This is a genomic window from Wolbachia endosymbiont (group A) of Acrocera orbiculus (assembly GCF_947250015.1).
Classification (GTDB): domain Bacteria; phylum Pseudomonadota; class Alphaproteobacteria; order Rickettsiales; family Anaplasmataceae; genus Wolbachia; species Wolbachia pipientis.
In genome coordinates this window covers 1247183-1268815 of record NZ_OX366272.1, presented here as the reverse complement: position 1 = coordinate 1268815, position 21633 = coordinate 1247183, and the positions used below count along the sequence as shown (strand labels likewise).

At 34.9% G+C, this 21633-nt stretch carries 23 protein-coding genes, 1 tRNA gene and 2 pseudogenes; 11 read left to right on the top strand and 15 right to left on the bottom strand.

Annotated elements, in window-relative coordinates; genetic code table 11:
- Positions 1-1041 (top strand): hypothetical protein, encoded by a 1041-nt coding sequence (locus OOL03_RS06255; protein ID WP_264707321.1) that lies wholly within the window; start codon positions 1-3, stop codon positions 1039-1041.
- Positions 1025-1411, top strand: coding sequence for a cytochrome c-type biogenesis protein (locus OOL03_RS06250; RefSeq protein WP_319803717.1), 387 nt, complete (start codon positions 1025-1027; stop codon positions 1409-1411). The genes OOL03_RS06255 and OOL03_RS06250 overlap by 17 nt, the downstream gene beginning before the upstream one ends.
- 344 nt (positions 1412-1755) lie before the next feature.
- Here the strand turns inward: OOL03_RS06250 and OOL03_RS06245 are convergent, their stop codons facing one another.
- From OOL03_RS06245 to OOL03_RS07040, 5 genes and pseudogenes are all read right to left on the bottom strand, one after another.
- On the bottom strand, positions 1756-2004 hold the full coding sequence (locus OOL03_RS06245) for an IS110 family transposase (RefSeq protein ID WP_049749685.1): 249 nt from the start codon (positions 2002-2004) through the stop codon (positions 1756-1758).
- Between the two features lie 11 nt (positions 2005-2015).
- Positions 2016-2168 carry a transposase gene (locus OOL03_RS07055; RefSeq protein ID WP_369408987.1) on the bottom strand — a complete coding sequence of 51 codons (153 nt, stop codon included), beginning with the start codon at positions 2166-2168 and terminating at the stop codon, positions 2016-2018.
- Positions 2145-2326, bottom strand: a pseudogene (locus OOL03_RS07050) (transposase); the annotation flags it as partial. The pseudogene OOL03_RS07050 and the gene OOL03_RS07055, both read right to left, overlap by 24 nt.
- Positions 2286-2528: a hypothetical protein gene (locus OOL03_RS07210; protein ID WP_454897178.1), complete on the bottom strand. Its 243-nt coding sequence runs from the start codon at positions 2526-2528 to the stop codon at positions 2286-2288. The pseudogene OOL03_RS07050 and the gene OOL03_RS07210, both read right to left, overlap by 41 nt.
- A 126-nt stretch (positions 2529-2654) precedes the next feature.
- Entirely contained in the window at positions 2655-2828 is a 174-nt protein-coding gene (locus OOL03_RS07040) for a hypothetical protein (protein ID WP_010082315.1), read from the bottom strand.
- A 133-nt stretch (positions 2829-2961) separates the two neighbouring features.
- Between OOL03_RS07040 and OOL03_RS06235 the strand changes: the two are divergent.
- Positions 2962-3234, top strand: a pseudogene (locus tag OOL03_RS06235) (transposase); the annotation flags it as partial.
- Positions 3235-3628: 394 nt separating this feature from the next.
- The gene (gene uvrB / locus OOL03_RS06230) at positions 3629-5536 is read left to right on the top strand and encodes an excinuclease ABC subunit UvrB (protein WP_264707317.1); all 1908 of its coding nucleotides are present in this window, start codon (positions 3629-3631) and stop codon (positions 5534-5536) included.
- A 132-nt stretch (positions 5537-5668) separates the two neighbouring features.
- Here the strand turns inward: uvrB and OOL03_RS06225 are convergent.
- A protein-coding gene (locus tag OOL03_RS06225; protein WP_264707034.1) for an IS630 family transposase occupies positions 5669-6528 on the bottom strand; the annotation gives its coding sequence in 2 pieces (ribosomal slippage) (positions 5669-6204 and positions 6204-6528; 861 coding nt in all).
- Between the two features lie 257 nt (positions 6529-6785).
- Between OOL03_RS06225 and OOL03_RS06220 the strand changes: the two genes are divergently transcribed.
- From OOL03_RS06220 to OOL03_RS06205, 4 genes are all read left to right on the top strand, one after another.
- The gene (locus tag OOL03_RS06220; RefSeq protein WP_264707316.1) at positions 6786-8006 is read left to right on the top strand and encodes a WH2 domain-containing protein; all 1221 of its coding nucleotides are present in this window, start codon (positions 6786-6788) and stop codon (positions 8004-8006) included.
- Positions 8007-8061: 55 nt separating this feature from the next.
- Positions 8062-9330, top strand: a complete 1269-nt coding sequence (gene proS / locus OOL03_RS06215; protein ID WP_264707315.1) for a proline--tRNA ligase — start codon at positions 8062-8064, stop codon at positions 9328-9330.
- Complete coding sequence (locus OOL03_RS06210; RefSeq protein ID WP_182320717.1) at positions 9327-9698, top strand: holo-[acyl-carrier-protein] synthase; 372 nt, start codon at positions 9327-9329, stop codon at positions 9696-9698. Before proS ends, OOL03_RS06210 begins: the two co-directional genes overlap by 4 nt.
- A 335-nt stretch (positions 9699-10033) precedes the next feature.
- Positions 10034-11515, top strand: coding sequence for a proton-conducting transporter transmembrane domain-containing protein (locus OOL03_RS06205; RefSeq protein WP_182320759.1), 1482 nt, complete (start codon positions 10034-10036; stop codon positions 11513-11515).
- 6 nt (positions 11516-11521) lie between these two features.
- Here the strand turns inward: OOL03_RS06205 and OOL03_RS06200 are convergent, their stop codons facing one another.
- From OOL03_RS06200 to OOL03_RS06180, 5 genes are all read right to left on the bottom strand, one after another.
- Complete coding sequence (locus tag OOL03_RS06200; protein ID WP_264707314.1) at positions 11522-12181, bottom strand: conjugal transfer protein TraJ; 660 nt, start codon at positions 12179-12181, stop codon at positions 11522-11524.
- 68 nt (positions 12182-12249) lie between these two features.
- The gene (locus OOL03_RS06195) at positions 12250-13044 is read right to left on the bottom strand and encodes a hypothetical protein (RefSeq protein WP_264707312.1); all 795 of its coding nucleotides are present in this window, start codon (positions 13042-13044) and stop codon (positions 12250-12252) included.
- A 73-nt stretch (positions 13045-13117) separates the two neighbouring features.
- A complete protein-coding gene (locus tag OOL03_RS06190) occupies positions 13118-13939 on the bottom strand; it encodes an AAA family ATPase (RefSeq protein WP_264707310.1) in 822 nt (273 codons plus the stop codon).
- A 17-nt stretch (positions 13940-13956) separates the two neighbouring features.
- Positions 13957-14544: an L-threonylcarbamoyladenylate synthase gene (locus OOL03_RS06185; protein ID WP_264707308.1), complete on the bottom strand. Its 588-nt coding sequence runs from the start codon at positions 14542-14544 to the stop codon at positions 13957-13959.
- 118 nt (positions 14545-14662) lie between these two features.
- Positions 14663-15133, bottom strand: a complete 471-nt coding sequence (locus tag OOL03_RS06180) for a hypothetical protein (protein ID WP_264707306.1) — start codon at positions 15131-15133, stop codon at positions 14663-14665.
- A 75-nt stretch (positions 15134-15208) separates the two neighbouring features.
- On the opposite strand from OOL03_RS06180, the gene miaA reads away from it, so the two are divergent.
- Positions 15209-16102 carry a tRNA (adenosine(37)-N6)-dimethylallyltransferase MiaA gene (gene miaA, locus OOL03_RS06175; RefSeq protein ID WP_264707304.1) on the top strand — a complete coding sequence of 298 codons (894 nt, stop codon included), beginning with the start codon at positions 15209-15211 and terminating at the stop codon, positions 16100-16102.
- 3 nt (positions 16103-16105) lie between these two features.
- Here the strand turns inward: miaA and OOL03_RS06170 are convergent, their stop codons facing one another.
- Positions 16106-16933 carry a hypothetical protein gene (locus tag OOL03_RS06170; protein ID WP_253303684.1) on the bottom strand — a complete coding sequence of 276 codons (828 nt, stop codon included), beginning with the start codon at positions 16931-16933 and terminating at the stop codon, positions 16106-16108.
- Between the two features lie 296 nt (positions 16934-17229).
- Here OOL03_RS06170 and recG point away from each other — a divergent pair, with 296 nt between their 5' ends.
- Together recG and OOL03_RS06160 are read left to right on the top strand one after the other, a co-directional pair.
- Positions 17230-19251 (top strand): ATP-dependent DNA helicase RecG, encoded by a 2022-nt coding sequence (recG, locus tag OOL03_RS06165; RefSeq protein WP_264707302.1) that lies wholly within the window; start codon positions 17230-17232, stop codon positions 19249-19251.
- Positions 19252-20203: 952 nt separating this feature from the next.
- Positions 20204-20491 carry a hypothetical protein gene (locus OOL03_RS06160; protein WP_010962862.1) on the top strand — a complete coding sequence of 96 codons (288 nt, stop codon included), beginning with the start codon at positions 20204-20206 and terminating at the stop codon, positions 20489-20491.
- 15 nt (positions 20492-20506) lie between these two features.
- Here the strand turns inward: OOL03_RS06160 and OOL03_RS06155 are convergent, their stop codons facing one another.
- The 3 genes from OOL03_RS06155 to cutA form a co-directional block, all read right to left on the bottom strand.
- Positions 20507-20965 carry a hypothetical protein gene (locus OOL03_RS06155; protein WP_022626355.1) on the bottom strand — a complete coding sequence of 153 codons (459 nt, stop codon included), beginning with the start codon at positions 20963-20965 and terminating at the stop codon, positions 20507-20509.
- Between the two features lie 135 nt (positions 20966-21100).
- Positions 21101-21175, bottom strand: a tRNA-Gln gene (locus tag OOL03_RS06150).
- Positions 21166-21501, bottom strand: a complete 336-nt coding sequence (gene cutA / locus OOL03_RS06145; RefSeq protein WP_006279213.1) for a divalent-cation tolerance protein CutA — start codon at positions 21499-21501, stop codon at positions 21166-21168. Before cutA ends, OOL03_RS06150 begins: the two co-directional genes overlap by 10 nt.
- Between the last annotated feature and the right edge of the window lie 132 nt (positions 21502-21633).

Genomic DNA, 21633 nt, shown 5'->3' with positions numbered 1-21633 from the left:
ATGCGTAAGATTTTTATCTATATTATCATCTCTTTACTTTTGTTTATTCCTGTAGCGTATAGTGGTTTTTGGTATTTTTCTGCATGTAAGGTAAAAAATCTTTTAGCTGAAACAATACTATACATTAACGACGAAAAATTTGATATTTCACATGATTTTAGTGGATTTCCTTCTAACCTAATTTTTCGTGTGACAAACCCAAAATTTTCCAATGAGCAATTAACCATCTCATCTGATGCTTTATTGATAAAAAATAGATTGTTTGATAAATCAGTATATATCTACATACCAAGCAATGAAGTCAATATTGCTGTTCATGGTGATGAGAAAAAGAATATAAAATGCCACACAAACGATAGCAGCCACTTTGTTGTTAGACTAAACTATTTACCATCTTCATTGCGATTCAACAAAAATAGTACCGTGATAGACTATATAGATACACTTCGTTACGAAGATTATGGATTAAAATGTGATGTTTTAGAAAATCAGCAAAGTGTTATAACTGAAGTGAATGATAAAAGCAATTACATTCAATTTTACCTCGATAAAGAACCAAGTGGAAATACTAAACTAGGATTTGATTTTTATACTTATCGGTATAAAAATACTGCAAGTCCTGAAAGTTACCTTAGTATCGACACTAAATTTGATTACGAATTTGTAAACCACATCTCAGCTTCCAGAATTAATTTCAACATAGAGAAATTTTTAATTCAAAGTAATAATTTTTCTCTTGCTGCAGATGGTGGAGTGCGAAATTATAATTTGGTTACGTCTTCATTTAAAGACAAAATCAACGTGGCTATATCAAATTATAAAGAATTAATCTCGTTTATGATTGGTGACTCAAAAACTTCAGATGCGTTTGAAAAATTAATGTCTTCCTTATCAGAAAAAACAACTGATGATGGCATTCAATTTTCAATAAAGTACGATGATGATGTAGGGTCAAGCTTTATTGGAAAGTTATCCACCACTGATTTTATGAACCAGCTCAGTAAAATAACCCAATTAACCAAGGATGAGAGCAGTAGTTAGTTTACTTTTCATGTTGATATTCCACTCAGGCGTAAACGCTTTTACTCTGGATAATAAACTCAGAGATAAAAGCATGGAAAAACGAGCAACCAGTTTATTTGAAATAATAAGGTGTCCAATATGTTCTGGCGAATCATTGTCTGAATCTGGATCTCAGATCGCGTATGATATGCGAGAAGCAATTCGTAAAAAAATCAATGATGGATACACAGATGAAGAGATAATCTCAGAGTTAAAAAATTCTTACGGCAATTCAATTATAATCGTACCGCCTATAAAATCTAGCACTTACATTTTGTGGTTTATTCCACTTACAACTCTGCTTATTGGGTGTTTTTTAATACAAAGATACATCAATACAACCACTTAAACCTTTTATATATAGCTAAAGTGACTTAGGTTCTCTAATTGCACATAAGTCAACAATAATTTTCACACAAATCAAAACAGCATATCTTCTCCATAATCCTTGGTAATTTTACATAAGTTAAAAGTAGCATATGGTTCTCTCCGCGGTCTGAGATGACAATAAATTTGTCAAGCCGCATTATACTTGTTAGGCGGAAGTGGACGGCAACATATTTACCACGAAGTCTAACTAAGTTCTTGCTTGTCCCTTCCATCGGCATTGCTATCTTTATTTTCAATAAAATTATTGTCCTATGCTCTTTTGATGTTTATTGATAATAAAATTCTGTTTTATCAACCAACATCCTATGCATAATTACAGCTAATTTTCTTGCTACTGCTACAATTGCTTTTTTCATTCCTTTTTTCTTCGCAACCCCAGTTTTTTAATTTAAATGTCCTCTTGGTAACTGTAAGCATTGTTTGTGCAGCTTCATATAACATACTTCTACATTCCGCTGGTCCCATCTTTGATATGCTGCCATGCCGATCAACTTTTCCAGAAGAATATTGCCTTGGTGTCAACCCTATATACCCCAGTTGCGGATTAGCCAACGAAGTAAAGCTTAGAAATGCAGCGGCTGCATGGAATATGAAACAAGCGTAGAAAAAATGTGTACCAAAAAATTTATCGGTGATCTGTGGCGAGTATGCTCAATCTCAAATTTGTTTTTCAGAGAGCCAAAAACTGTCTCAATAATCGATCTTTTTCTTAACAAAATCTTCTCATTTAGCACCATTAATGAGTTTTTCATACCCTTTTTATACTGGTTACAAGCTTTAACCCTCTATCGAATAATTCGTGAAAAAGATCTTTTTTGATATATCCTTTATCTCTAAACAATAATCCAGTCAATTTCTGAGTTAAATTTGGCACAGGTATCAACGTTGCCTTTTGTCACCGTAACCCCTTGAATTTCGCCAGTTTCGTTGATTACTAGATGTACCGAAAAACCACCCATAAGTAGTCTTTCCAATCTTTGCCAACCCTTTGAAAACTTTGTTTCTCGAGGTCCTTTTTGGATGGCAAACAGCGATAGATTATGTACGAAATCCCTGTCACTTTTGACTGTTCGCAAAACCATTGCATTAAGAGCGCTAAATACCATAAAACCCGCGATTTTAACCTGATAAACCTACTATAGGATGGCAATTTTGGAAACGCTGATTTGTATAATAATTTCAAATAATGCACATAGAAAATTTTAAAATTGTCGCACTTGATATAGCAATATTATGGTAAAAATCTCTGAATGCGTAATCTCTGGCGTCCTGGTTGGTTTTTTGCCACTTGGTAGAAGTTTTTCTGCAAAATTTTCATCGACTGTATTGCAAAAATCATCGACTATACAAAAGATTTCTGTTACTTTCTCTTTCATTGGTAACCTCCTATTTTAGGAATGAATATCAAATACCTTGGAGTTTACCCTATTTCCTTACCTTTTCTATTTTTTCTAATTTACAACTGGGGTTAGCAGTGCTGTGAGAATGGTTGAAAGCGCAAAAGAAAACCTCTCGGAAGTTAAAAATATACTGGTCGATGCAGGTTATACAGGAGAAAATTTTGCAACTAAAATAAAAACGATTATTGGAGCAACTGTAGAAGTAATAAAACGAAGTGAATTACATTCCTTTGCTGTATTGCCACAAAGATGGGTTGTAGAGCGATCTTTCGCTTGGTTAGAAAAATGCAGACGATTGTGGAAAAATTGCGAGCGAAAACTTAACACTAGCCTACAAATGGTCGTTCTTTCCTTCATTTCTCTTCTATTGAGAAGATTTTAAACAGGTTCTAAATCTTTATTTTAAAAATGTCATATTGACCACCGGTACCTGAAAATACTATTCCAATTGATCAGAGCTATCCATTTCCTTAATTTTTGTAACGTTGTCATAGGAGTACTATAATTTAGTATCAACTATGTTTTATTGTTTTTGCATCTAAAAAAATTTAGCTTATTCAAGCAGCATTTTGCCTTTTTTTGGATGTAGGGATTTTTTAGGAATTGTCTTCTTGAATTCTATGGTATTTTGTTTAACATTGAAACAAGATTCCAGTGTCAGCTACTTGCATGACATTGTTGGTTAATGTTTTATGGCTTTACGATAGCTATACAACTTATCTTAAAAGCAATATAGTGTTTACTATACAATGAATCAAAGATAGTAAGTAAAGTCTATGAAATTTCAAATCGCTACACATTTTCAACCGGCTGGGGATCAACCACAGGCAATCGATAGCTTAATTGCAGGGCTAAATAGTAATAAAAGAGATCAGGTTTTGCTTGGAGTTACTGGTTCTGGGAAAACTTTTACTATGGCAAATGTTATTGCAAGAACAAATAGGCCTGCATTAATTATGGCACACAATAAAACTTTAGCAGCACAGCTTTATGAGGAAATGAAAGGATTGTTTCCCCATAATGCTGTTGAATACTTCATTTCTTATTATGATTATTATCAACCTGAAGCCTATTTACCACAAACTGATACTTATATCGAAAAAGATTCTGCAATTAACGAAAGAATTGAGATGCTGCGTTATTCCACCGTCTGCTCCCTTTTGGAGCGCAGGGATACGATCGTAGTTGCCAGTGTTTCCTGCATATACGGTCTTGGTTCGCCTGAGAGCTACCGCAGCATGATCATACCGCTTAGTGTTGGAAATAAAATTCGTATTAATGATTTCCTGAGCAACTTAACTGATCTTCAATACAAGCGCTCTGATGCCAGGTTTGAGAGAGGATATTTCAGAGTGCGCGGCGATATTGTTGATATATTTCCTTCCCATTATGAAAATAAAGCTTGGCGTTTATCGTTATTTGGCGATGAAATAGAAGAAATTTCTGAAGTTGATGCTATAACGGGCAATGTTACCAAAGGCGTAAATAAAATCACCATTTTTCCAAATAGCTATTACATAACCCCGCGTGAGGCTTTGTTGCAGGCAATTGAACTAGTCAAAAAAGAGCTGCATGAACGCTTGGATTATTACTACTCGCAAAACAAGATTGTTGAAGCAAAGCGCCTCGAGCAACGCACTAATTTTGATATCGAAATGATGAGAACAACAGGAATATGTAAAGGTATTGAAAATTATTCGCGTTATCTCTATGGAATGGAAGCTGGGGATCCACCACCTACTTTGTTTGAATATTTACCCAAAGACGTAATTTTATTTGTTGATGAGAGTCATGTCACCGTTCCTCAGGTTGGTGCGATGTACAGTGGTAATGAGGCGCGTAAAAAGAAATTGATCGACTATGGCTTCAGGCTCCCTTCCGCTTTTGATAATCGTCCATTAAAATTTGAAGAGTGGGAGGGAGTTAGGCCGCAGACTGTTTACATTTCAGCCACTCCAGGAAAGTATGAGTTGGCAAAGACCAATAATGTATTTATAGAGCAAGTTATCCGTCCAACAGGGCTTACGGACCCAATCTGCATTGTAAAACCAATAGAGAGTCAAATTGATGATGTAATTCATGAGGCACAAGTGACAATAGGGAAGGGATTTTGTGTTTTAATCACTACATTGACGAAAAAAATGGCTGAAAATTTAGCTGAATATATGAGTGAATTGAATATGAGAGTGAGTTATTTGCATTCTGATATTGCTGCGCTGGAGAGAATAGAAATTATATACAAATTGAGATCTAAAGAAATCGATGTTTTAGTAGGTGTTAACTTGCTGAGGGAAGGTCTTGATATTCCAGAGTGTGGGTTGGTTGCAATTTTGGATGCTGATAAAGAAGGATTTTTGCGATCGGAAACTTCATTAATTCAAACGATCGGTCGTGCTGCGCGTAATGCTGAAGGTAGAGTAATTTTGTATGCAGATAAAATCACTGGTTCTCTGGACCGTGCATTAAGAGAGACCGAAAGAAGAAGAAAAAAACAAGAAGAACATAATATATTGCACAATATTGTCCCAAAGACTATAATAAAACCTATATCAAACACCTTACAGGAGAGGGCAATAGCAGAACCGAAAGTAAATACTAATAAGGATGATTTGAGAAAGCAAATGATAGAGCATGCTAAAAATTTAGAATTTGAAGAAGCAGCAAGAATAAAAAAATTATTGTAAGGTTAAGTAATATATGATGCTATGGGCATAGTATAAAAATGTAAATATTTTATTGATATCTTTATATTAATACTTTTTAAATATTTAGTACGGTACAATATTTATAGCATTTCTCATAATAGTCCAAACAGGTCATAGGAAGGCAGAATCAACAGCACGAAGAAAGGATTCGAATAGAGGAATGTTTTTCCTGGCTCTGTTTTTTATAGCAAACCAATGATGCTCAATTTTGTTGAAATCTGGAGAATAAGGCGGCAGATACAAAATTTCTGCACCAACCCCTTTAGCAAGCTCGATAATCTTATCAGACTTATGAAAAGTAGCATTGTCAAGAATGACAGTCTGTCCAGGTTCCAAGATCGGTGTCAAAAATTGCTCAAACCATCCATTAAAAACATCCATATTACAGTGGCCTTCAAAGGTTAACGGAACAACTATCTTTCTTCCACTTAAGGCTGCAACCATACTGATTCGTTGAGTTTTCTTTCCAGATTTTAAGGCATAAAACCGCTGTCCTTTCTGGCAATATCCGTAGGGGTAGTCTTCGGTGTTATCAATGCCAGACTCATCTATATACACTAAGTTTTTAGGTTCTTTTGTCGCTATAATTTTCAAAAATTCAGCACGTTTTTCTTCGTTTCTTTCCTTGTATCCATATGTCTTTTTTTGCGCGTAAATCCAATTTTTTTAAGGGCTCGATAGATCGTTTGGATACTAACGTTGTTCCAAAGTTTAGCCATTTCCGATAGAGTCTTTCCTCCGTGTTCTCTGGCAAATTTGGCAAAGGTATCCCAGTCGGTAATTTTGTGATTGTAACCCCCATTTCCAAGTTTTTTTGATTGAAAGTCTCCTGTTTCTTTTCTTCTTTGCTGCCACTCCCATAAAGTAGTTCGTCCAATCTTAAATCTTGCTGCCACTGTTTCTCTGCTTTCTCCTTCGTCTAGCGCTTCCATTGCTTTTTTTCTTAAATCATAACTATATGCTGCTGGCATTCAACCTCCTTATCATCATCTATCCTTATCCTATCACATCCGGACTTTTATCGAAAGAGCTATACTTATAGCTTATCTATTCAAATTTTGACTTTATTTTTCATAATTCATTATTGACAGAAATTATTAATTGGGTTATTATTAAATTATCATTAACAAATGAGACAAAGAAATGACGACATCCAATAATTCTTCATTGCTAAAAGATAGTCAGGAGCTTACTAAAACTAATGGGACTATATGGAAACCTTTAATTATTGTCTGTATTTAGTTTCACATCTGGTCAATATCTTCCTTATGTTATCGCAGCAGTTTCTGGTTCTGGTGCCATTGCAGCAGTTCCTTTAGCAATCTTTGCTGTTTCTGCGGTTGTTGCACTTATTTCAGTGACATATCTTGTTAAACTGGTTATTTCTAGAGATGATAATAAGAAAGAAGTAGGTCTTAATGGACAGAAATTCGGCCATACTCCATCTCAAGAACCACAAAAATTTGTGTGTAAAAATTGTACTAATCTGGAGAATAAATCAAATGTACCTACTCCTCAATCACCTCCAGTAACGTTTGGAACACAACCAAATCCAAGTGCCAATATGCTACAGCCGCCTCCTCCTCCTCTATCAAGCTGTGCACCACCACCACCTCCTCCTATGCCAACTCCTGAGCAATTGAATCAAGCAAGTGGTGCAGTACCTCCACCACCACCTCCTCAAAATTCATCAACTCAACAGGGTAGTAATGATTTACTTAATAGTATAAAAAAAGCTGGCGGTAAGGCAGGTGTGAGCAAAGAACAGAAAAAAGCACGCGATGAAAAATTAAAACAAAATAGGGAAAAACGAGAAAAGAATAGTGAAGGTGAGCAAACAGATTCCAAAAATGCTTTATTTGCAGAAATAAGAGGAGGTTTTAAATTGAAACCAGTTAATAAAAATCAACAAAGCCCTGAGAAGAGTACTCCAAAAACAAAGTGTGATACGGCTTCTATTCTTGCAAGGAGAATAGCCATTGAATTCTCAGATAGTGAAAGTGAGCATTCTGATTCTATTAGCGATTCAGGTTGGACTACAGATGAAAGCAAAGACAAACAGAAAGAGATAGAGCAGAAAAAGAAGGTGCTGACAAAAAGCAGGAAAAAATCTACGCCTTCAAATTCCCAATCAGACAATAAAAAAGGAACAAGCACTCCCGAGAGTGGTTATAGATCTGATGATGACCAACAATATCCTGAAACTGCAGCTCCGCCAAGCCACCAACCAAATACAAAAAAGCCACCGATACCGCCTAAGCCTGTTAATTTAAAAACGAAACCTGAAGCTCCTCTTGCAACAACAGCGACTGAAGTGAAAGACTCATTTACTCGTTCTGTTAAGGAACGTTGTGGCATGTTTGGTAGAGCGGCTACTAAATTTGAGAGGGAATCGGTGTTACGATACGTTAAGGAAAGCACCACGCACTTCCCTTCTTTTTCAAAATAAGTTTGCCTACAAGTCTGATTGTATTAAGATTACTTAATACAATCAGATCTATTATATGCGTTTATCCAAGTATTACTTACCAACTCTAAAGGAAAAGCCTGCTCATGCTAAAATTATCTCCCATCAATATTCTTTACGTGCAGGTTTAATAAAGCAGATAGCATCTGGCATCTATACGTGGTTACCACTTGGTCTGCGCGTGCTTAAAAATATTGAAGACATCATCAGAGATGAAATGGATAAATCTGGTGCTATTGAAGTGTTGATGCCTTGTGTACAACCGGCAAATCTTTGGCGAGAATCAGGGCGTTACGATGATCACGGTAAGGAAATGTTGCGTATAAAGGATAGGCATGAGGAAGATATGCTTTTTGGTCCAACGCACGAGGAGGTAGCAACTGATCTAATTAGAAATGTGGTAAAAAGTTACAAAGATTTGGCACTTTGTTTATACCAAATTCAATGGAAATTTCGTGATGAGGTAAGACCACGTTATGGCGTTATGAGGGGTAGGGAATTTTTGATGAAGGATGCATATAGTTTTGATGTGGATTACGAAAGTGCACAGAATTCATACAATTTGATGTACAAGACTTACATAAAAATCTTCAAACGCATGGGACTTACCCCAATTGGAGTTCGAGCTGATACGGGGCCAATTGGAGGAAATTTGAGCCACGAGTTTCATATATTGGCAAACACTGGTGAAAGCACTTTATATTACGACAACAAATTTTCTGAGTTGCTAGAAAGCGAAGATGTTGAAAGTTTGAAGAGTATATACGCAGTTGCAGATGATATGCATGATCCTGAGACTTGCCCTATATCACAAGAGCAGTTAAATGTTAGTAAAGGTATTGAAATAGGGCATATTTTTTATTTTGGCGACAAATACTCAAAGCTTATGAAGGCAAGTGTTATTTCTCAAGATGGAAAAAATGTCAATATACATATGGGTTCGTATGGCATTGGGGTTTCAAGACTTGTTGGTGCAATAATAGAAGCTTTTCATGATGATAAAGGAATTATCTGGCCAGAATCGGTAGCTCCCTTCAGAATTGGTTTAATCAATTTACAACCGAAAGTAACGGAGGCTGCAGATAAAATATATAAAGCTTTAAAAAGCGATGAAGTGCTTTACGATGATACGGAAGGGAGTGTAGGAGTAAAATTTTCTAGAATGGATCTGATAGGCTTGCCGTGGCAAATAATTGTCGGAAAAAAGGCAATAGATGAAAAGATAGTTGAAGTAAAAAATAGAGCAACTGGAGAGGTAAAGGAAATGCAGATTGAAGAAGCAATAAATCACTTTAGCACAAAATGATACACGGTATCGGCACTGACATAGTATATATACCAAGAGTATCGAGGATATTACAAAAATACGGGGAAAAATTTCTCAATAGAATCTACACTGAAAAAGAAATAGAGCTAAGTAGAAAGTATAATAGTCAAGAAATGCGAGCAAGGTATTTTGCTAAACGCTTTGCAGCAAAGGAGGCTTTTGTTAAAGCACGAGGTAGTGGTCAGGGTATTATAATGAAAGATATAGAAATATACAATGATGTAAGAGGCAAGCCATATCTTACCGTTAGCAAGGATTTTATCTCCAAAATTCATCTTTCTCTGAGTGACGATGGAGATTACGCTACTGCATTTGTTATAATTTGCGTCTATAGCTCACACAGATAAAGTTTACTCTTTTGTCATCTTATGGCTTACTGTATGAACATTCATTTTTAAAGGTAAACTGCACAGCAAATGGTGTCATTCCAGTGCCCAGACACTGGTTTCTGCAATCTCATCGAAAACGTTTTTCTATGCTAGTTTGCTTGCTCACAAGCAAACTTTCCTGGATCCCAGACTGGGATGACATCTTTGTTGTGTTTAACAAAAACAAATGTTCGTACAGTTGTGGAATGAATCGCAGTGTAGCTATAGCATACACAAATAACTAAAAAAACATAGCGGTTTTTCTATGATTTGAGTATAATTCTAACTTTACCTAAACAAAAAATTTAATGTTAATGTATCTTTCCTTACCATTTTTTATTACTGAGAATTATTTATTAATTACTGCGTTGATTCCACTTTTAAGTGCGTTAGCTATTTTTTTTACTGGTAAATGGCCCAGAGTGAACAATAGTATTACTGTCACTTCTTCTCTACTTCTATTTGCGTATACGTGTCTGTGCACTTTATATTGGGTGTATGGTGATCATTCTCAATTTATCCTCATGGATTTTGGTAATAATTTGCACATTAGTTTAAAGCTAGAGTCTACCGGAGTAATATTCAGTTTATTGATATCGTTTTTATGGATACTAACCAGTATATATGCAATATGTTATATGCAGAATAACTATGCTGATAGCAATCACTCAAGTTTTCTATGCTTTTTTTCAATATCGATTAGCTGTGCAATGTTTATTGCTTTTTCTGGAGATTTGCTCACTACATTTGTCTTTTATGAGCTTCTAACTATTAGTACATACCCTCTGGTTACTTACAACTCAACAAATGAATCAATGATTGCAGGACGCTATTACTTTGGCGTGCTATTTTTCTCTTCTTTGGTATTATTTTTTCCTGCAATAGGCCTTTTATATAATGAATTTCATACTTTAGACTTTGTAAGTGGTGGAATATTCAAATTTGATACTTCACTCATCACTTTTATTGCAGTGTGTTTTGCTATGCTAATTTACGGAATAGGAAAAGCTGCATTAATGCCAATGCATTTTTGGTTACCAAAAGCAATGGTTGCACCAACTCCTGTGAGTGCACTACTGCATGCTGTTGCTGTTGTGAAATCCGGAGTTTTCATCATCATAAAAGTTATATTATACACTTTTGGCGTCGATAACATGCAACGTTTTGTGCAGCAAAATTGGTTTGCTGGAGGGTGGCTTCCGTACGCTGCTGGATTTACTATTATTACTGCATCATTGATTGCACTAAAGCAAAAAGAATTAAAGAAATTGCTTGCTTACTCTACCATCTCTCAATTGTCATATATTATATTGTTCGCTTCAATTTTTAGTGAGCTCAGCATGAGGGTTGCAATTTTTCAATTAGTTTGCCACGCATTTGCAAAAATCACTTTGTTTTTCGTTGCCGGAGCAATAATAACGAGAGCAGGTGAGAAATATATAGATAAGATTTACGGTATAGGACGCAGTATGCCAATTAGCATGACAGCATTTGCTATAGGTGCGTTGTCTATGATAGGGGTGCCGCCTGCTCCAACTTTTTGGGGTAAATTTCTCATTTTTCAAGCTGTTTTCAACTCTGGCAATGTAATACTTTCTGTGTTTGTAACTCTAGTGTTAATTGTTAGTACTATACTCAACGCTCTGTACTTTTTACCGATGATTTACAATGCCTTTTTCTTAAAACCTTCTCAGAATTACTTCATTAAAAAAACGCCAATTCTTCTAGTTTTACCTCCAGTTATTACTGCTATGTGCACTTTGGTTATTTTTTTTAGCTACCAAGTAATATTTTAAATGTGATTATCTGTATTTATAACCATTAACAATAAATTTAAATGGTATTATACCAGCCAGAGTTGCTTTTATATTCGACAAAGTGAAGCTAATCTCAACAGCCTGATTTTTCACCTCCTTATTTTGCTCGGTTGCAAAAACTACAGTAGCATTTCCAGCAAATGTAACTAAGTCCTTGGTCGATCGATCAATAGATAATGTTATTACATTTATGTTGGCAATTTTTCTTTTGGATGAAACAGCTTCATTGTTCGTTTTTTCCTGAAAGCCTTGATAGATTTTATGTATAGAATTGTTTCTTATAAAATTTTCTTGGTACTTCGGTTCAACGGTCTTAATGGACTCATATATTTCGATGTATTTACTTATTAAGTACCTCGCTGTGGAAGTGTATTCATCTTCCTTTTTACTGAAACTAAGCTTATGCATTGCGGAGAACTCATCTTCTGTGTGGTTCATATACTTCACAAAATTTAAATCTTTTTTAATAGGAAATAACAGGTATATGTTTAATGTTAATAAACATAAGCATACTAGGAGAAGCGATACTATTAATGCCATCCAAGATCTTTCTGCTACACAAAACAGATACCTATGGCAGTACCATTCGACTGCTTTACTGAAATAACTTTTGTTTTTTACTGATTCAAGTAATTTATCTTCCATAACACAATACTACCAGACCTAATCGGATCATTATAATAACAATAAGCTTAGATACTCTAAAAAAAACTTTAAAATATGTCTAAATTTTCCCAAATAGGATGAATGATTATATCACCTTGTTCTGCAATGAGGTAGAATTTATCGATTTTGCTCACATCTATATTTATCATTTTTACACTGAAATTTTCAGGATCATAAGTATTACTTTCTGCACTTTTGTGATAATTATAATAATGCAATTTATTTTGATCATCAAAATAACCAAATTCATCAGCAAAGGCTCCCACTTTTCTACCTTTACCACTTTTGACTAGCTCAAATAGATCAATTGCATGGTTTTGGGATCCAGGCTCAATAGGCCCTTCTGCAGCAAAAAATTTAGGTGCATGACCAACGTATTCCTTAAATTTTAGATTATGAGTCTTTTTTACACTACCAAAATTCACAAATTTATATTCATCTGAAATACCAGAATATTGTGGATCATACTTTTTATATTCAAAAAACTCGTTACCTAAAAAATTACAAAACGTTAATTTATAATCATCATGATCAGATTTAACGACTTTAAGGTAATGAAAATCTCTAGGAATCTTTACTTCCTCTTCTGTAATATGATTACGTACAACAAGCTCGCCATTTAGCATATGATAGCCAATTTTTGGCAAAGTGGCTATATTGATTGCCTTGTTTAGCTTAAAATTTGCCTCATAGATGCCACTTAATAACTCCTTTCCTTTTTCTAAGGTGACGTCCTGGTCTAAAGCTATATTCTTGATTGAACTCAATTCTTTCTGCATGTTCAGTATGGCTTTTGTCAAAACTTCTATTGATTGCCATACAGTTAATTTATTATCAGTCAAATTATATACTTCAAGTATTAAATTAACAGGATTTTATCATGAATTTATGTTAAAAGTATTATACTTTGTAAACTTATGTCATGATATTAACTACATTAGCTAAAACATGCTTTTTATCTAAGTGGAGTTGCTTAGCAACAACAAAAAGTTCATCTATTTTTTTCCACTGACTTAGCAGAATTTCAACATCATTTACCTCTCTCTTTATGCTTTCTAAAATGAAGGCCTGAATTATATATGATGCTAGTTCTAGTTCGATTTCGCTATTAATTACTTTATTAATCATATTGGGATTCTTTAAATCATGAAGAAATTTATAAAAGCATTTGTATGCTTCATAAGCATCACTACTTATTGCATTTATTATCATTCCTGGCATTCCAGGAAATAAAGTAATCATTTCGTCAAACGTTTGATCATCAAATTTACATTGAGATGAAGCAACTTGCTTTGTTTCATCATAAGTTAATGGAAGTAAATTTAGCTGAAAGCACCTACACAAGATAGTGGTTTGTATATCATATGGCTTATGGCTAATTATAAATATCTTAGAATTTTTTGGCGGCTCTTCTAATATTTTCAATATTGCGTTTTTAGCGTTATTAGTCATTGCCTCTAAGCTATCTATTATAGCTATTTTGTGTTCTGATTGAATGGGACTTAAGTGTAGAAAGTTTTTCATTTCTCTGACTTTTTCTATTCCGATAGTATCACCTTCAACAATGTGTAAGTCCAATGCTACTTCATTATAGCTTTTTATGAGTAACCAATTGGAGAAGGATTTTGCAAGCGTTGCTTTTCCTATACCTTTTTTACCACAGATCAGCCAAGACTGAACAGATAAGTTGTTCATTAATTTTTTTTTGGCCTGGTTGTGACCTATTACTCTTTTCATTTTTTCTCCTATAGATCTTAGTTTGAAAATGTGTTGTTTACTGTTTGTAATGAAATTGCACCTTCCCTTAAAACCTTAATCTTATCTTCGGTTAAGTCAATAATAGTAGATTCTGTACCAGAAACTAGTTCATCATCTTCAATCACTACAGATAAATGTTGCTTAATGGATTGTGGTATATCGTCTGCCTTACATACACTTTTTTCTCCTGAAATATTTATACTAGTTGCAACTATTGGAACTTTCAGTTTATTTAATATTGAAATTGCAATAGGATGCTTAGGGATTCTGATGCCTATACTATCTTTAAAGAATTCGTTTGGCAATATATTGTTGTTTTTAAGTGGTAAAATATAGGTAATTGGTCCAGGAGAAAAGTGGTTTATTAAATCAATATATCTTTCCTTTACCTTTGCTATTTTTGTCAAATTGTAAATATCACTAACAAATATGGAGAGTGGCTTATTTTGAGAGCGTTTCTTTATCTGATATATTTTTCCTATAGATTCATTATTTAATGCATTACAAGCAAGAGCATACACTGTTTCTGTTGGAAAACACACTAACAAGTTGTTCTGTATTGCATTTATTATTTTAGATACCATATAGCTAAAAACTTATTCATAACAACTAGATCAGTTTTGTTGCATTGTATCTTATATAGTAACTGCTAGTTTTTGTGAATATAATACAACGCAGCTTACCATTTGTTATGCAGATTTGCTACAACCCAAACTCTTCATTGACTTTATCCATTATTGCCTGTGGTGGATCCTCTCCCCATCCTGAATACAAAATCTCTCCATAGTCTGCAACATCTATAGAGCCAGTTCTGCTTTTTGCTAGAAACATTTCTCTTTTCTCTTTATCAACTAATACATAATGCCACGCTGATTTTCCACGATCTTTACCACGGACTAAGTATATAAGATCTGACCTACTTCTTTTTGTTGCATCAGCAAAAGATCTTTCATTGACAGTTCTGCTTTTACTTTTTATGCCGCCACTTTCAGAAAAAGCTTCCTTGGATTCGGTTTTTTTGCCTGCTAATTCAGAAATTTTTCCTTTTTCCCCTAATGCCCGTTCTTTGGTGTTTTGAGACGAATACTTACTGGAAAAACCTTCCCCTGTACCGCCAGGAGTCCTGTTTGTGAAACGCTTAGTAAATGAATTATTGTCGTTGTTTTCTGCCATAAAAATCTCCAAACTTTAGATTGTAGAATCCAAACTTTTACTACACTTTATCATATGTTAATTAAATTAATATAAATGAAAAATAATATAGTAATTATTACAGGAATTACGGCCTCAGGTAAATCAGAATTATGCGATAACCTGATAGAAAAATATGGAAATATTAGTATAATAAATTGTGATTCAAAGCAGGTATATGAAGAAATTCCCATAATTGCTGCTCAACCACCAAAGCAAGAAGTATTTTATAAACTATATGGTTATGTTTCAGCAAAAGAAAATTATTCCGTGGGTCTATGGTTAGAAGATTTAGAAAAAGAAGTTAATCACGCATTAGAAAATGCTCAAATACCTATCATCACTGGAGGAAGCGGGCTTTACATCAGCAGTTTAATCAAAGGCTTATCATCAATGCCACAAATAAGTCAGGAAGTGAGGAAAAATGTAAGCGAATTAAGGAAAAATTTAAGTAAAGAGGAGTTTTACAAATTAGCGCTAAGCAAAGATCCAAGGATTCAAGGTAAAGTGTTCATGAATGACTCGCACCGCCTTTCAAGGGCACTTGAAGTTATCACTGAAACTGGCAAGTCAATTTTTGTATGGCAAGAGAATAGACAGCCTCCTTTATTCAATAATTTTAAGATATATACAATTCTGCCTAAACGTGAAGATGTATACCGAAAAATAAATTCTCGTTTCATTACAATGATTGAAAATGGAGCAATTGATGAAGTAAAAAAGCTACTTAGCATGAACCTAGCCCCACATTTGCCAGCTATGAAAGCACATGGAGTGCCAGAAATTGTAAAGTATTTGAAAGGTGAGATTACTTTAGACGAAGCGATACAGATTGCTCAAACAAACACAAGACACTACGCAAAACGCCAGTATACTTGGTTTAAAAACCAGTTCCCAAGTTCTGAAGTCATTGATTGTGCAAATGAGCTAACAGCGCTTGAAATATTTTAATTGTTAGTTTCTAGGTGTATTTCCATACTCATTGCTATGAATGGGCGGTTCCATATTTTCCAGATGGCTGTTCACTTTTGGTGGCTTATCCAAGCCATGCTCTATTTTTATTTTAAAAAATCCAAGCCTCTCGCAAAATTTCTGAAAACACTCTTTTATAACGTCAAACAAGTTTTTATCACCTATATTATAGTCCTTCAGTCTCTTAGGAACAGTAAGTGACAATTTACCATCTTCATATGTTACATTTTTATCACCTTGAGACTTAAGTGTGAATTCTAGCGAGCTATCCAATTTACATAATTCTTCTTCCAGTTCTGCAAAAGTGCGAACTGCAATTTTTTCTTCAATTCTGATTGCCGCATGACTTGGATCACTACAATTAATATGTGTTACATGATTAGACTGAAACAATAACCCATATGTTTCAGCTAAATGAAGGATAGGTCCTCCTTTACCATACAATGCACCCACATAAGCAGCCTGGTTACAATTAGTGATTAGTTCTTCTAGAATAGAATCATTTGGAACTTCTGCTTCAGCATATTCAAATAGCTCTGTAAAAACTTGTTTTACAAATTGGCGGTACTTATTTTTGTCATTTGAAATGAGGTTGGTATGTTTATTATATAATTCATCAACAAGCTCTTTTGTTATAACTTTGTTCTGAATAACAAGTTTCATTCTTGGAAGATCTACGTACATAGTTGCACCAGAATTCGCTTCAGCATTATCTTTACCAGCCCTCAACCTGCTAAAACCAAACTTTTCTGCTTGAGCTCTTAGTGTAACTATTGGATTTTCCTTTTCTTTTGGTGTAGAGCTGTTCATCATTAATACCTTGATATAGACTGCTAATGGTATAATAACACATAAAAATGATTAATAAGTTAATAAAATACCTACTATAAGCCCTATGATAGCAAATATAGTTAGGGGTAACTTAGGCTTACCGACGATTTTAAAAACAACAAATTCGTCATTCCGTTACGTGTTAGCGGCTGAGATACCGCGAATGAATCGCGGTATGACGTTAGAGAGCTGTGCTAGCTATAGTGCATACCTGACCATAAGGTGACAAGATTTTAAAAAGGCTCTATAACAGTTTTACACATGTATGAATCTCAATGAGCAATCAGATTTTTCTAAATAGCAGGCTGGAGAATATACCTAAGTTCCATTCCGCAATATTGCCTAAACTTTGTGGTGGGGACAAGGTGGTGGATCTGCTGTTTTATAAGCCACTTAGTTATGTGGATAGAAGCAAGTTACTATCTGATGCTCGAGTTGGAGAATTTACAACTTTCATTGCAAAAGTTTATGAACATCAGTCGCCCACTTTTAGAGGTAGACCATATAAAATAGTCGTTGAAAGTGAGAGTCAGTATATATTCATAGTCTTTTTTAATTACTCAGTTAAGTATTTATATAAACTATTTCCAATTGGAGCGAATGTGATCATCAGTGGCAAACTCGAAAAATTTGCTGAACATTGGCAAATTACTCATCCAGATTACGTGTCGCTTGACATCAACCAATTTAAAGAAATAGCTTGCATAGAGCCAGTTTACCAATTATGCCGTGGCATTACCAATAAGCGCATTGGGAACATAATAAGCTCTAATCTAAAGGAATTGCCTGATTTACCAGAGTGGATAGATGATACATTAATCAAGCAAAAAAAATGGTTAAGTTGGAGGGAAAGCATCATAAAGTTGCACAGACCAAGCTCATTGGCGGAAGCTGAGGTTTGTAGAAAAAGGCTTGCTTATGATGAATTGTTTGCGTATCAGCTAGCGCTGAAACTTGCAAGAAAAAATCATGTGAAAGAAAGGGGAAGAGAATTTATAATATTGAGTAAATACAAAGAGCAAGTTTTAAATGAATTGTCGTTTCAATTAACAAATGATCAAACTCGTGCAATAGATGAGATCTCAGAGAGACAAAAATCCAAGTATCGCATGATAAGCTTGCTGCAAGGTGATGTTGGTAGTGGCAAAACCGTAGTTGCACTTTTTGCGATGATAAATGTGGTAGAAAACAACATGCAGGCAGCTCTAATGGCACCGACTACTATCTTGGCGGAGCAACATTATAATTGGATTGAGGAAGTTTTATCCTGTACCGATATAAAAGTTGCGCTGCTTACTGGTAAAACTTCGCGCAAGGAAAGAAAGATTATCATGAACGAACTTGCAAGTGGTGTTTTAAATATAGTGATTGGCACTCATGCACTATTTCAAGCTAACGTTACATTTAAAAATTTAGGGCTTGCAGTCATAGACGAGCAACAGCGATTTGGAGTGATGCAGAGAAATCGCTTGGTAGGAAAAGGAGAAAATGCCGATATACTTTTCGTTACTGCAACTCCCATTCCAAGAACCTTGCAGCAAGCTATGTATGGTGATGTTGAATGTTCAATTTTGAAAGAAAAACCAAAATCCAGATTGCCAATAAAAACTGTAACTATGAACATTAGTAGGATGCCAGATGTTATTGAAAAGCTAAAAGGTGCTATAAACAGGGGCGAAAAAGCATATTGGATTTGTCCATATATAGAAGAAAACGAAGAGACCAATATTGCTGCAGCAGAGATGCGTTTTCAGGAATTACAAAAAACATTTCTTGATAAAGTCGGGATAATACACGGAAAATTGACTCAGGAGCAGAAAGATCAAGTTATGTTTTCCTTCAAAAGGAATGAATTTTCTCTGCTTGTTGCAACTACTGTGATAGAAGTTGGTATAGATGTGCCAGATGCAACCATCATGATTATAGAAAATGCAGAGCAATTTGGGTTATCACAATTGCATCAGTTAAGAGGCAGAGTAGGGCGAGGAAACAAGCCATCTTTTTGTGTATTATTATACGATAATTTAAGTAAAAGCTCATCTTCAAAGTTAAAGATCATGTGTGAGTCACAAGATGGATTTTACATTGCTGAAAGGGATATGATGCTAAGAGGCAGTGGAGATATTTTAGGCACAAAACAATCAGGATGTATGGAATTTAAATTTGCTGATTTATATCAGGACAAAGAGCTGCTCAATCTCGCGTATAATAACGCAAAAGGCGCAATGGCTGATTTTGAATTACTGCTTGATATATTTGAATATAGGAGTAGATTACATTTTTCAAAATTTCAGTAGAAAAACCAGGTAGCCCGCAGAAACAAAAAAACTTCCTTGACAAACCTCGCCAGCCCCCTTATCATGAAACTGAAGCTATTGTATTTGCTTTCGCCAATCTGCAGATTAAAAGGTAAGGATTACTTAATGTATCGGCGTCTTATGTTCAATTTTTTGCAGTATATAGATACTGTATGTCTTTACAAAACTTCATCTACATCTAGATTTTTATCTAAATAAGCTGAACGCGCTTATAAAGCGTTACAAGACATCAAAAAATGCCAATACTCGACAGAGATAGTAAAAGACTAGCTAACTCGGGGATTCTTTGTCTTTTTTTCTGCTTAGTAAATTTCTTAAACATTTGCAGCGTAAGTTAGTTGCAATTAAAAGCGGCTGAATCTCGCTTGTCAAGCGTTTAAAACATAAAAAACGCCAATATTTTAAAGCGGATAATAACCACGGGGCTTCTTTTGCCTTTTTTTTATTTGGTAAATTTCTTAATGTTTATGGCTAAAAGAGCCCAAGGGAGGTCAGTGCTCCTGTGATGTCATTCCAGTCTGGAATCCAGCATTTCACACAATCCCATCAAGAACGTTGTATTTTACATAACACTTTTATGCTTACCAACCCAGTGTCCAATCAAAATTCCTGGATCCCAGTGTCTGGGCACTGGGATGACATCATAGGGACACTGGGATGACACCATAGGGGCACTGCCGTCATAAAGGAACCAGTGTCAGCTACTTGAATGACATCATGGGGGCGCTGGCCTGACAACCGTCATCCCGCTGCTTGTTAGCGCCGCGGCGGTATGACGGTCCGCTGCTTGTTAGCGAGATACCGCGAATGAATCGCGGTATGACGGTGTAATGACGGTTAAGTAATTCGTTATCCCGCTGCTTGTTAGCGGAATCTGCTGTGGCGACATAAACTCAAATCATTTCAAATTTCAATCCAAAGAGGTATCATTATGTCAAACAACTTCAATTTTAAAGAATTTTTTAACCACTATGAAACAAATAGTACGTCAGATGATATACAAAGGTATTATTTGCTGTGGAAATCAGTAATAGCGCAGGCAATGATTGATGCAGCAAGTAACTGTAAAAAAACAGAAAGCTTGGTAGAAAAACGTAAGGCAATTTCTTGGTTGTCAGACTTTAGTCAAGATTTTGTGCACACATGTATATTGGCTGATTGTGATCCGGTATACGTAAAAAATAAAATACAGCCAACCTTAAAAAGCCTTACTAGATAAAGCCTTTTTATATACTTAATGAGGTTTACTCCTTTTACCGAAAAAAATATAATTCAATCTCCTATCTATAGTTGCCTCTATATCTTTGATTAATAGCTGCTTTATCATGTTTACTTTTCGCTTTGCATCTTGAGCTTGACGCTCATTGTTACCACTGTTATTGCTGTAATTATTCTTATCACTATAACTACTGCCACTTGGTTTGCTACTGTTACTGAACTCACTACCCTTTTTTCTTCTTGTGTTGAGTATCTGTATTATCTTTTCCTTTAAAAAGGACTTCCAGCCTGTGCCAAGTAATAATTTATAGAGAAAATGCGGAGTAAGAAACGCCACTAATATTCGAATAGAAATTCCGTAACCGAGATCTTCCCTATTTTCATAATACCACTTGCAATATTGAAACAAACGGTAAAACGCATTTTTGAAAGAGCAAAATTCTACAGCATACCAAAAACCATTGCTGAGAAACATGAGCACAATGCTGAATGTGTAAAGATACATTGTGAAGAGAAACAGTTTCACAATTATATCTTTTAGACTACCTAATATATAATTCAATAATCTTAATTTATAGAAAAGTAATATCATTTCACACCCACTTCAATATGGCTGGGGTGGAAGGATTCGAACCTTCGCGTGGCGGTATCAAAAACCGCTGCCTTACCACTTGGCTACACCCCAATACTACTTACATCAATAACACTATTAGCCCAATTAGTAAAAGATTTATTTGCTTTTTCTATGGGCATCACAGCAATAGCTGGCTGATCATAAGAATGCATTGCTTCGATTTTTTCTACAATTTTATCAACTTGATCATTCCTGCTCTTCATAATTGCCACTACTTCACAACTATTACTAATTTTACCTTCCCATAAATACAGAGAATTCACTTCGGGAAATATATTTACACATACAATTAATTTCTCGTTTAATAATTCTTCAGAAACAGTTTTAGCCTCCTCAAAATTTGAAAAAGTTGTATAAACCAAAACTAAATTATTCATTAGTAGCTACATAAATGCATTGCTACTATACTCTACCGAGATTTATTCATCAAGAGAAAATAACGCCAGCGCGTACTGTATGAACATTTGTTTGCAAAGGTAGTATGTTAAGTGTTATAGCTAGTTTGCCTC

What these genes read in the sequence shown, in the direction of transcription:
- uvrB (WP_264707317.1), top strand. Translation starts at nt 3,629, where the DNA reads ATGAAATTTCAAATCGCTACACATTTTCAACCGGCTGGGGATCAACCA.
- OOL03_RS06180 (WP_264707306.1), bottom strand. Translation starts at nt 15,133, where the DNA reads ATGGCAGAAAACAACGACAATAATTCATTTACTAAGCGTTTCACAAAC.
- OOL03_RS06160 (WP_010962862.1), top strand. Translation starts at nt 20,204, where the DNA reads ATGTCAAACAACTTCAATTTTAAAGAATTTTTTAACCACTATGAAACA.
- cutA (WP_006279213.1), bottom strand. Translation starts at nt 21,501, where the DNA reads ATGAATAATTTAGTTTTGGTTTATACAACTTTTTCAAATTTTGAGGAG.
- miaA (WP_264707304.1), top strand. Translation starts at nt 15,209, where the DNA reads ATGAAAAATAATATAGTAATTATTACAGGAATTACGGCCTCAGGTAAA.
- proS (WP_264707315.1), top strand. Translation starts at nt 8,062, where the DNA reads ATGCGTTTATCCAAGTATTACTTACCAACTCTAAAGGAAAAGCCTGCT.
- OOL03_RS06210 (WP_182320717.1), top strand. Translation starts at nt 9,327, where the DNA reads ATGATACACGGTATCGGCACTGACATAGTATATATACCAAGAGTATCG.
- OOL03_RS06185 (WP_264707308.1), bottom strand. Translation starts at nt 14,544, where the DNA reads ATGGTATCTAAAATAATAAATGCAATACAGAACAACTTGTTAGTGTGT.
- OOL03_RS07040 (WP_010082315.1), bottom strand. Translation starts at nt 2,828, where the DNA reads ATGAAAGAGAAAGTAACAGAAATCTTTTGTATAGTCGATGATTTTTGC.
- OOL03_RS06255 (WP_264707321.1), top strand. Translation starts at nt 1, where the DNA reads ATGCGTAAGATTTTTATCTATATTATCATCTCTTTACTTTTGTTTATT.
- OOL03_RS06155 (WP_022626355.1), bottom strand. Translation starts at nt 20,965, where the DNA reads ATGTTTCTCAGCAATGGTTTTTGGTATGCTGTAGAATTTTGCTCTTTC.
- OOL03_RS06170 (WP_253303684.1), bottom strand. Translation starts at nt 16,933, where the DNA reads ATGAACAGCTCTACACCAAAAGAAAAGGAAAATCCAATAGTTACACTA.
- OOL03_RS06190 (WP_264707310.1), bottom strand. Translation starts at nt 13,939, where the DNA reads ATGAAAAGAGTAATAGGTCACAACCAGGCCAAAAAAAAATTAATGAAC.
- OOL03_RS06200 (WP_264707314.1), bottom strand. Translation starts at nt 12,181, where the DNA reads ATGGAAGATAAATTACTTGAATCAGTAAAAAACAAAAGTTATTTCAGT.
- OOL03_RS06250 (WP_319803717.1), top strand. Translation starts at nt 1,025, where the DNA reads ATGAGAGCAGTAGTTAGTTTACTTTTCATGTTGATATTCCACTCAGGC.
- recG (WP_264707302.1), top strand. Translation starts at nt 17,230, where the DNA reads ATGAGCAATCAGATTTTTCTAAATAGCAGGCTGGAGAATATACCTAAG.
- OOL03_RS06205 (WP_182320759.1), top strand. Translation starts at nt 10,034, where the DNA reads ATGTATCTTTCCTTACCATTTTTTATTACTGAGAATTATTTATTAATT.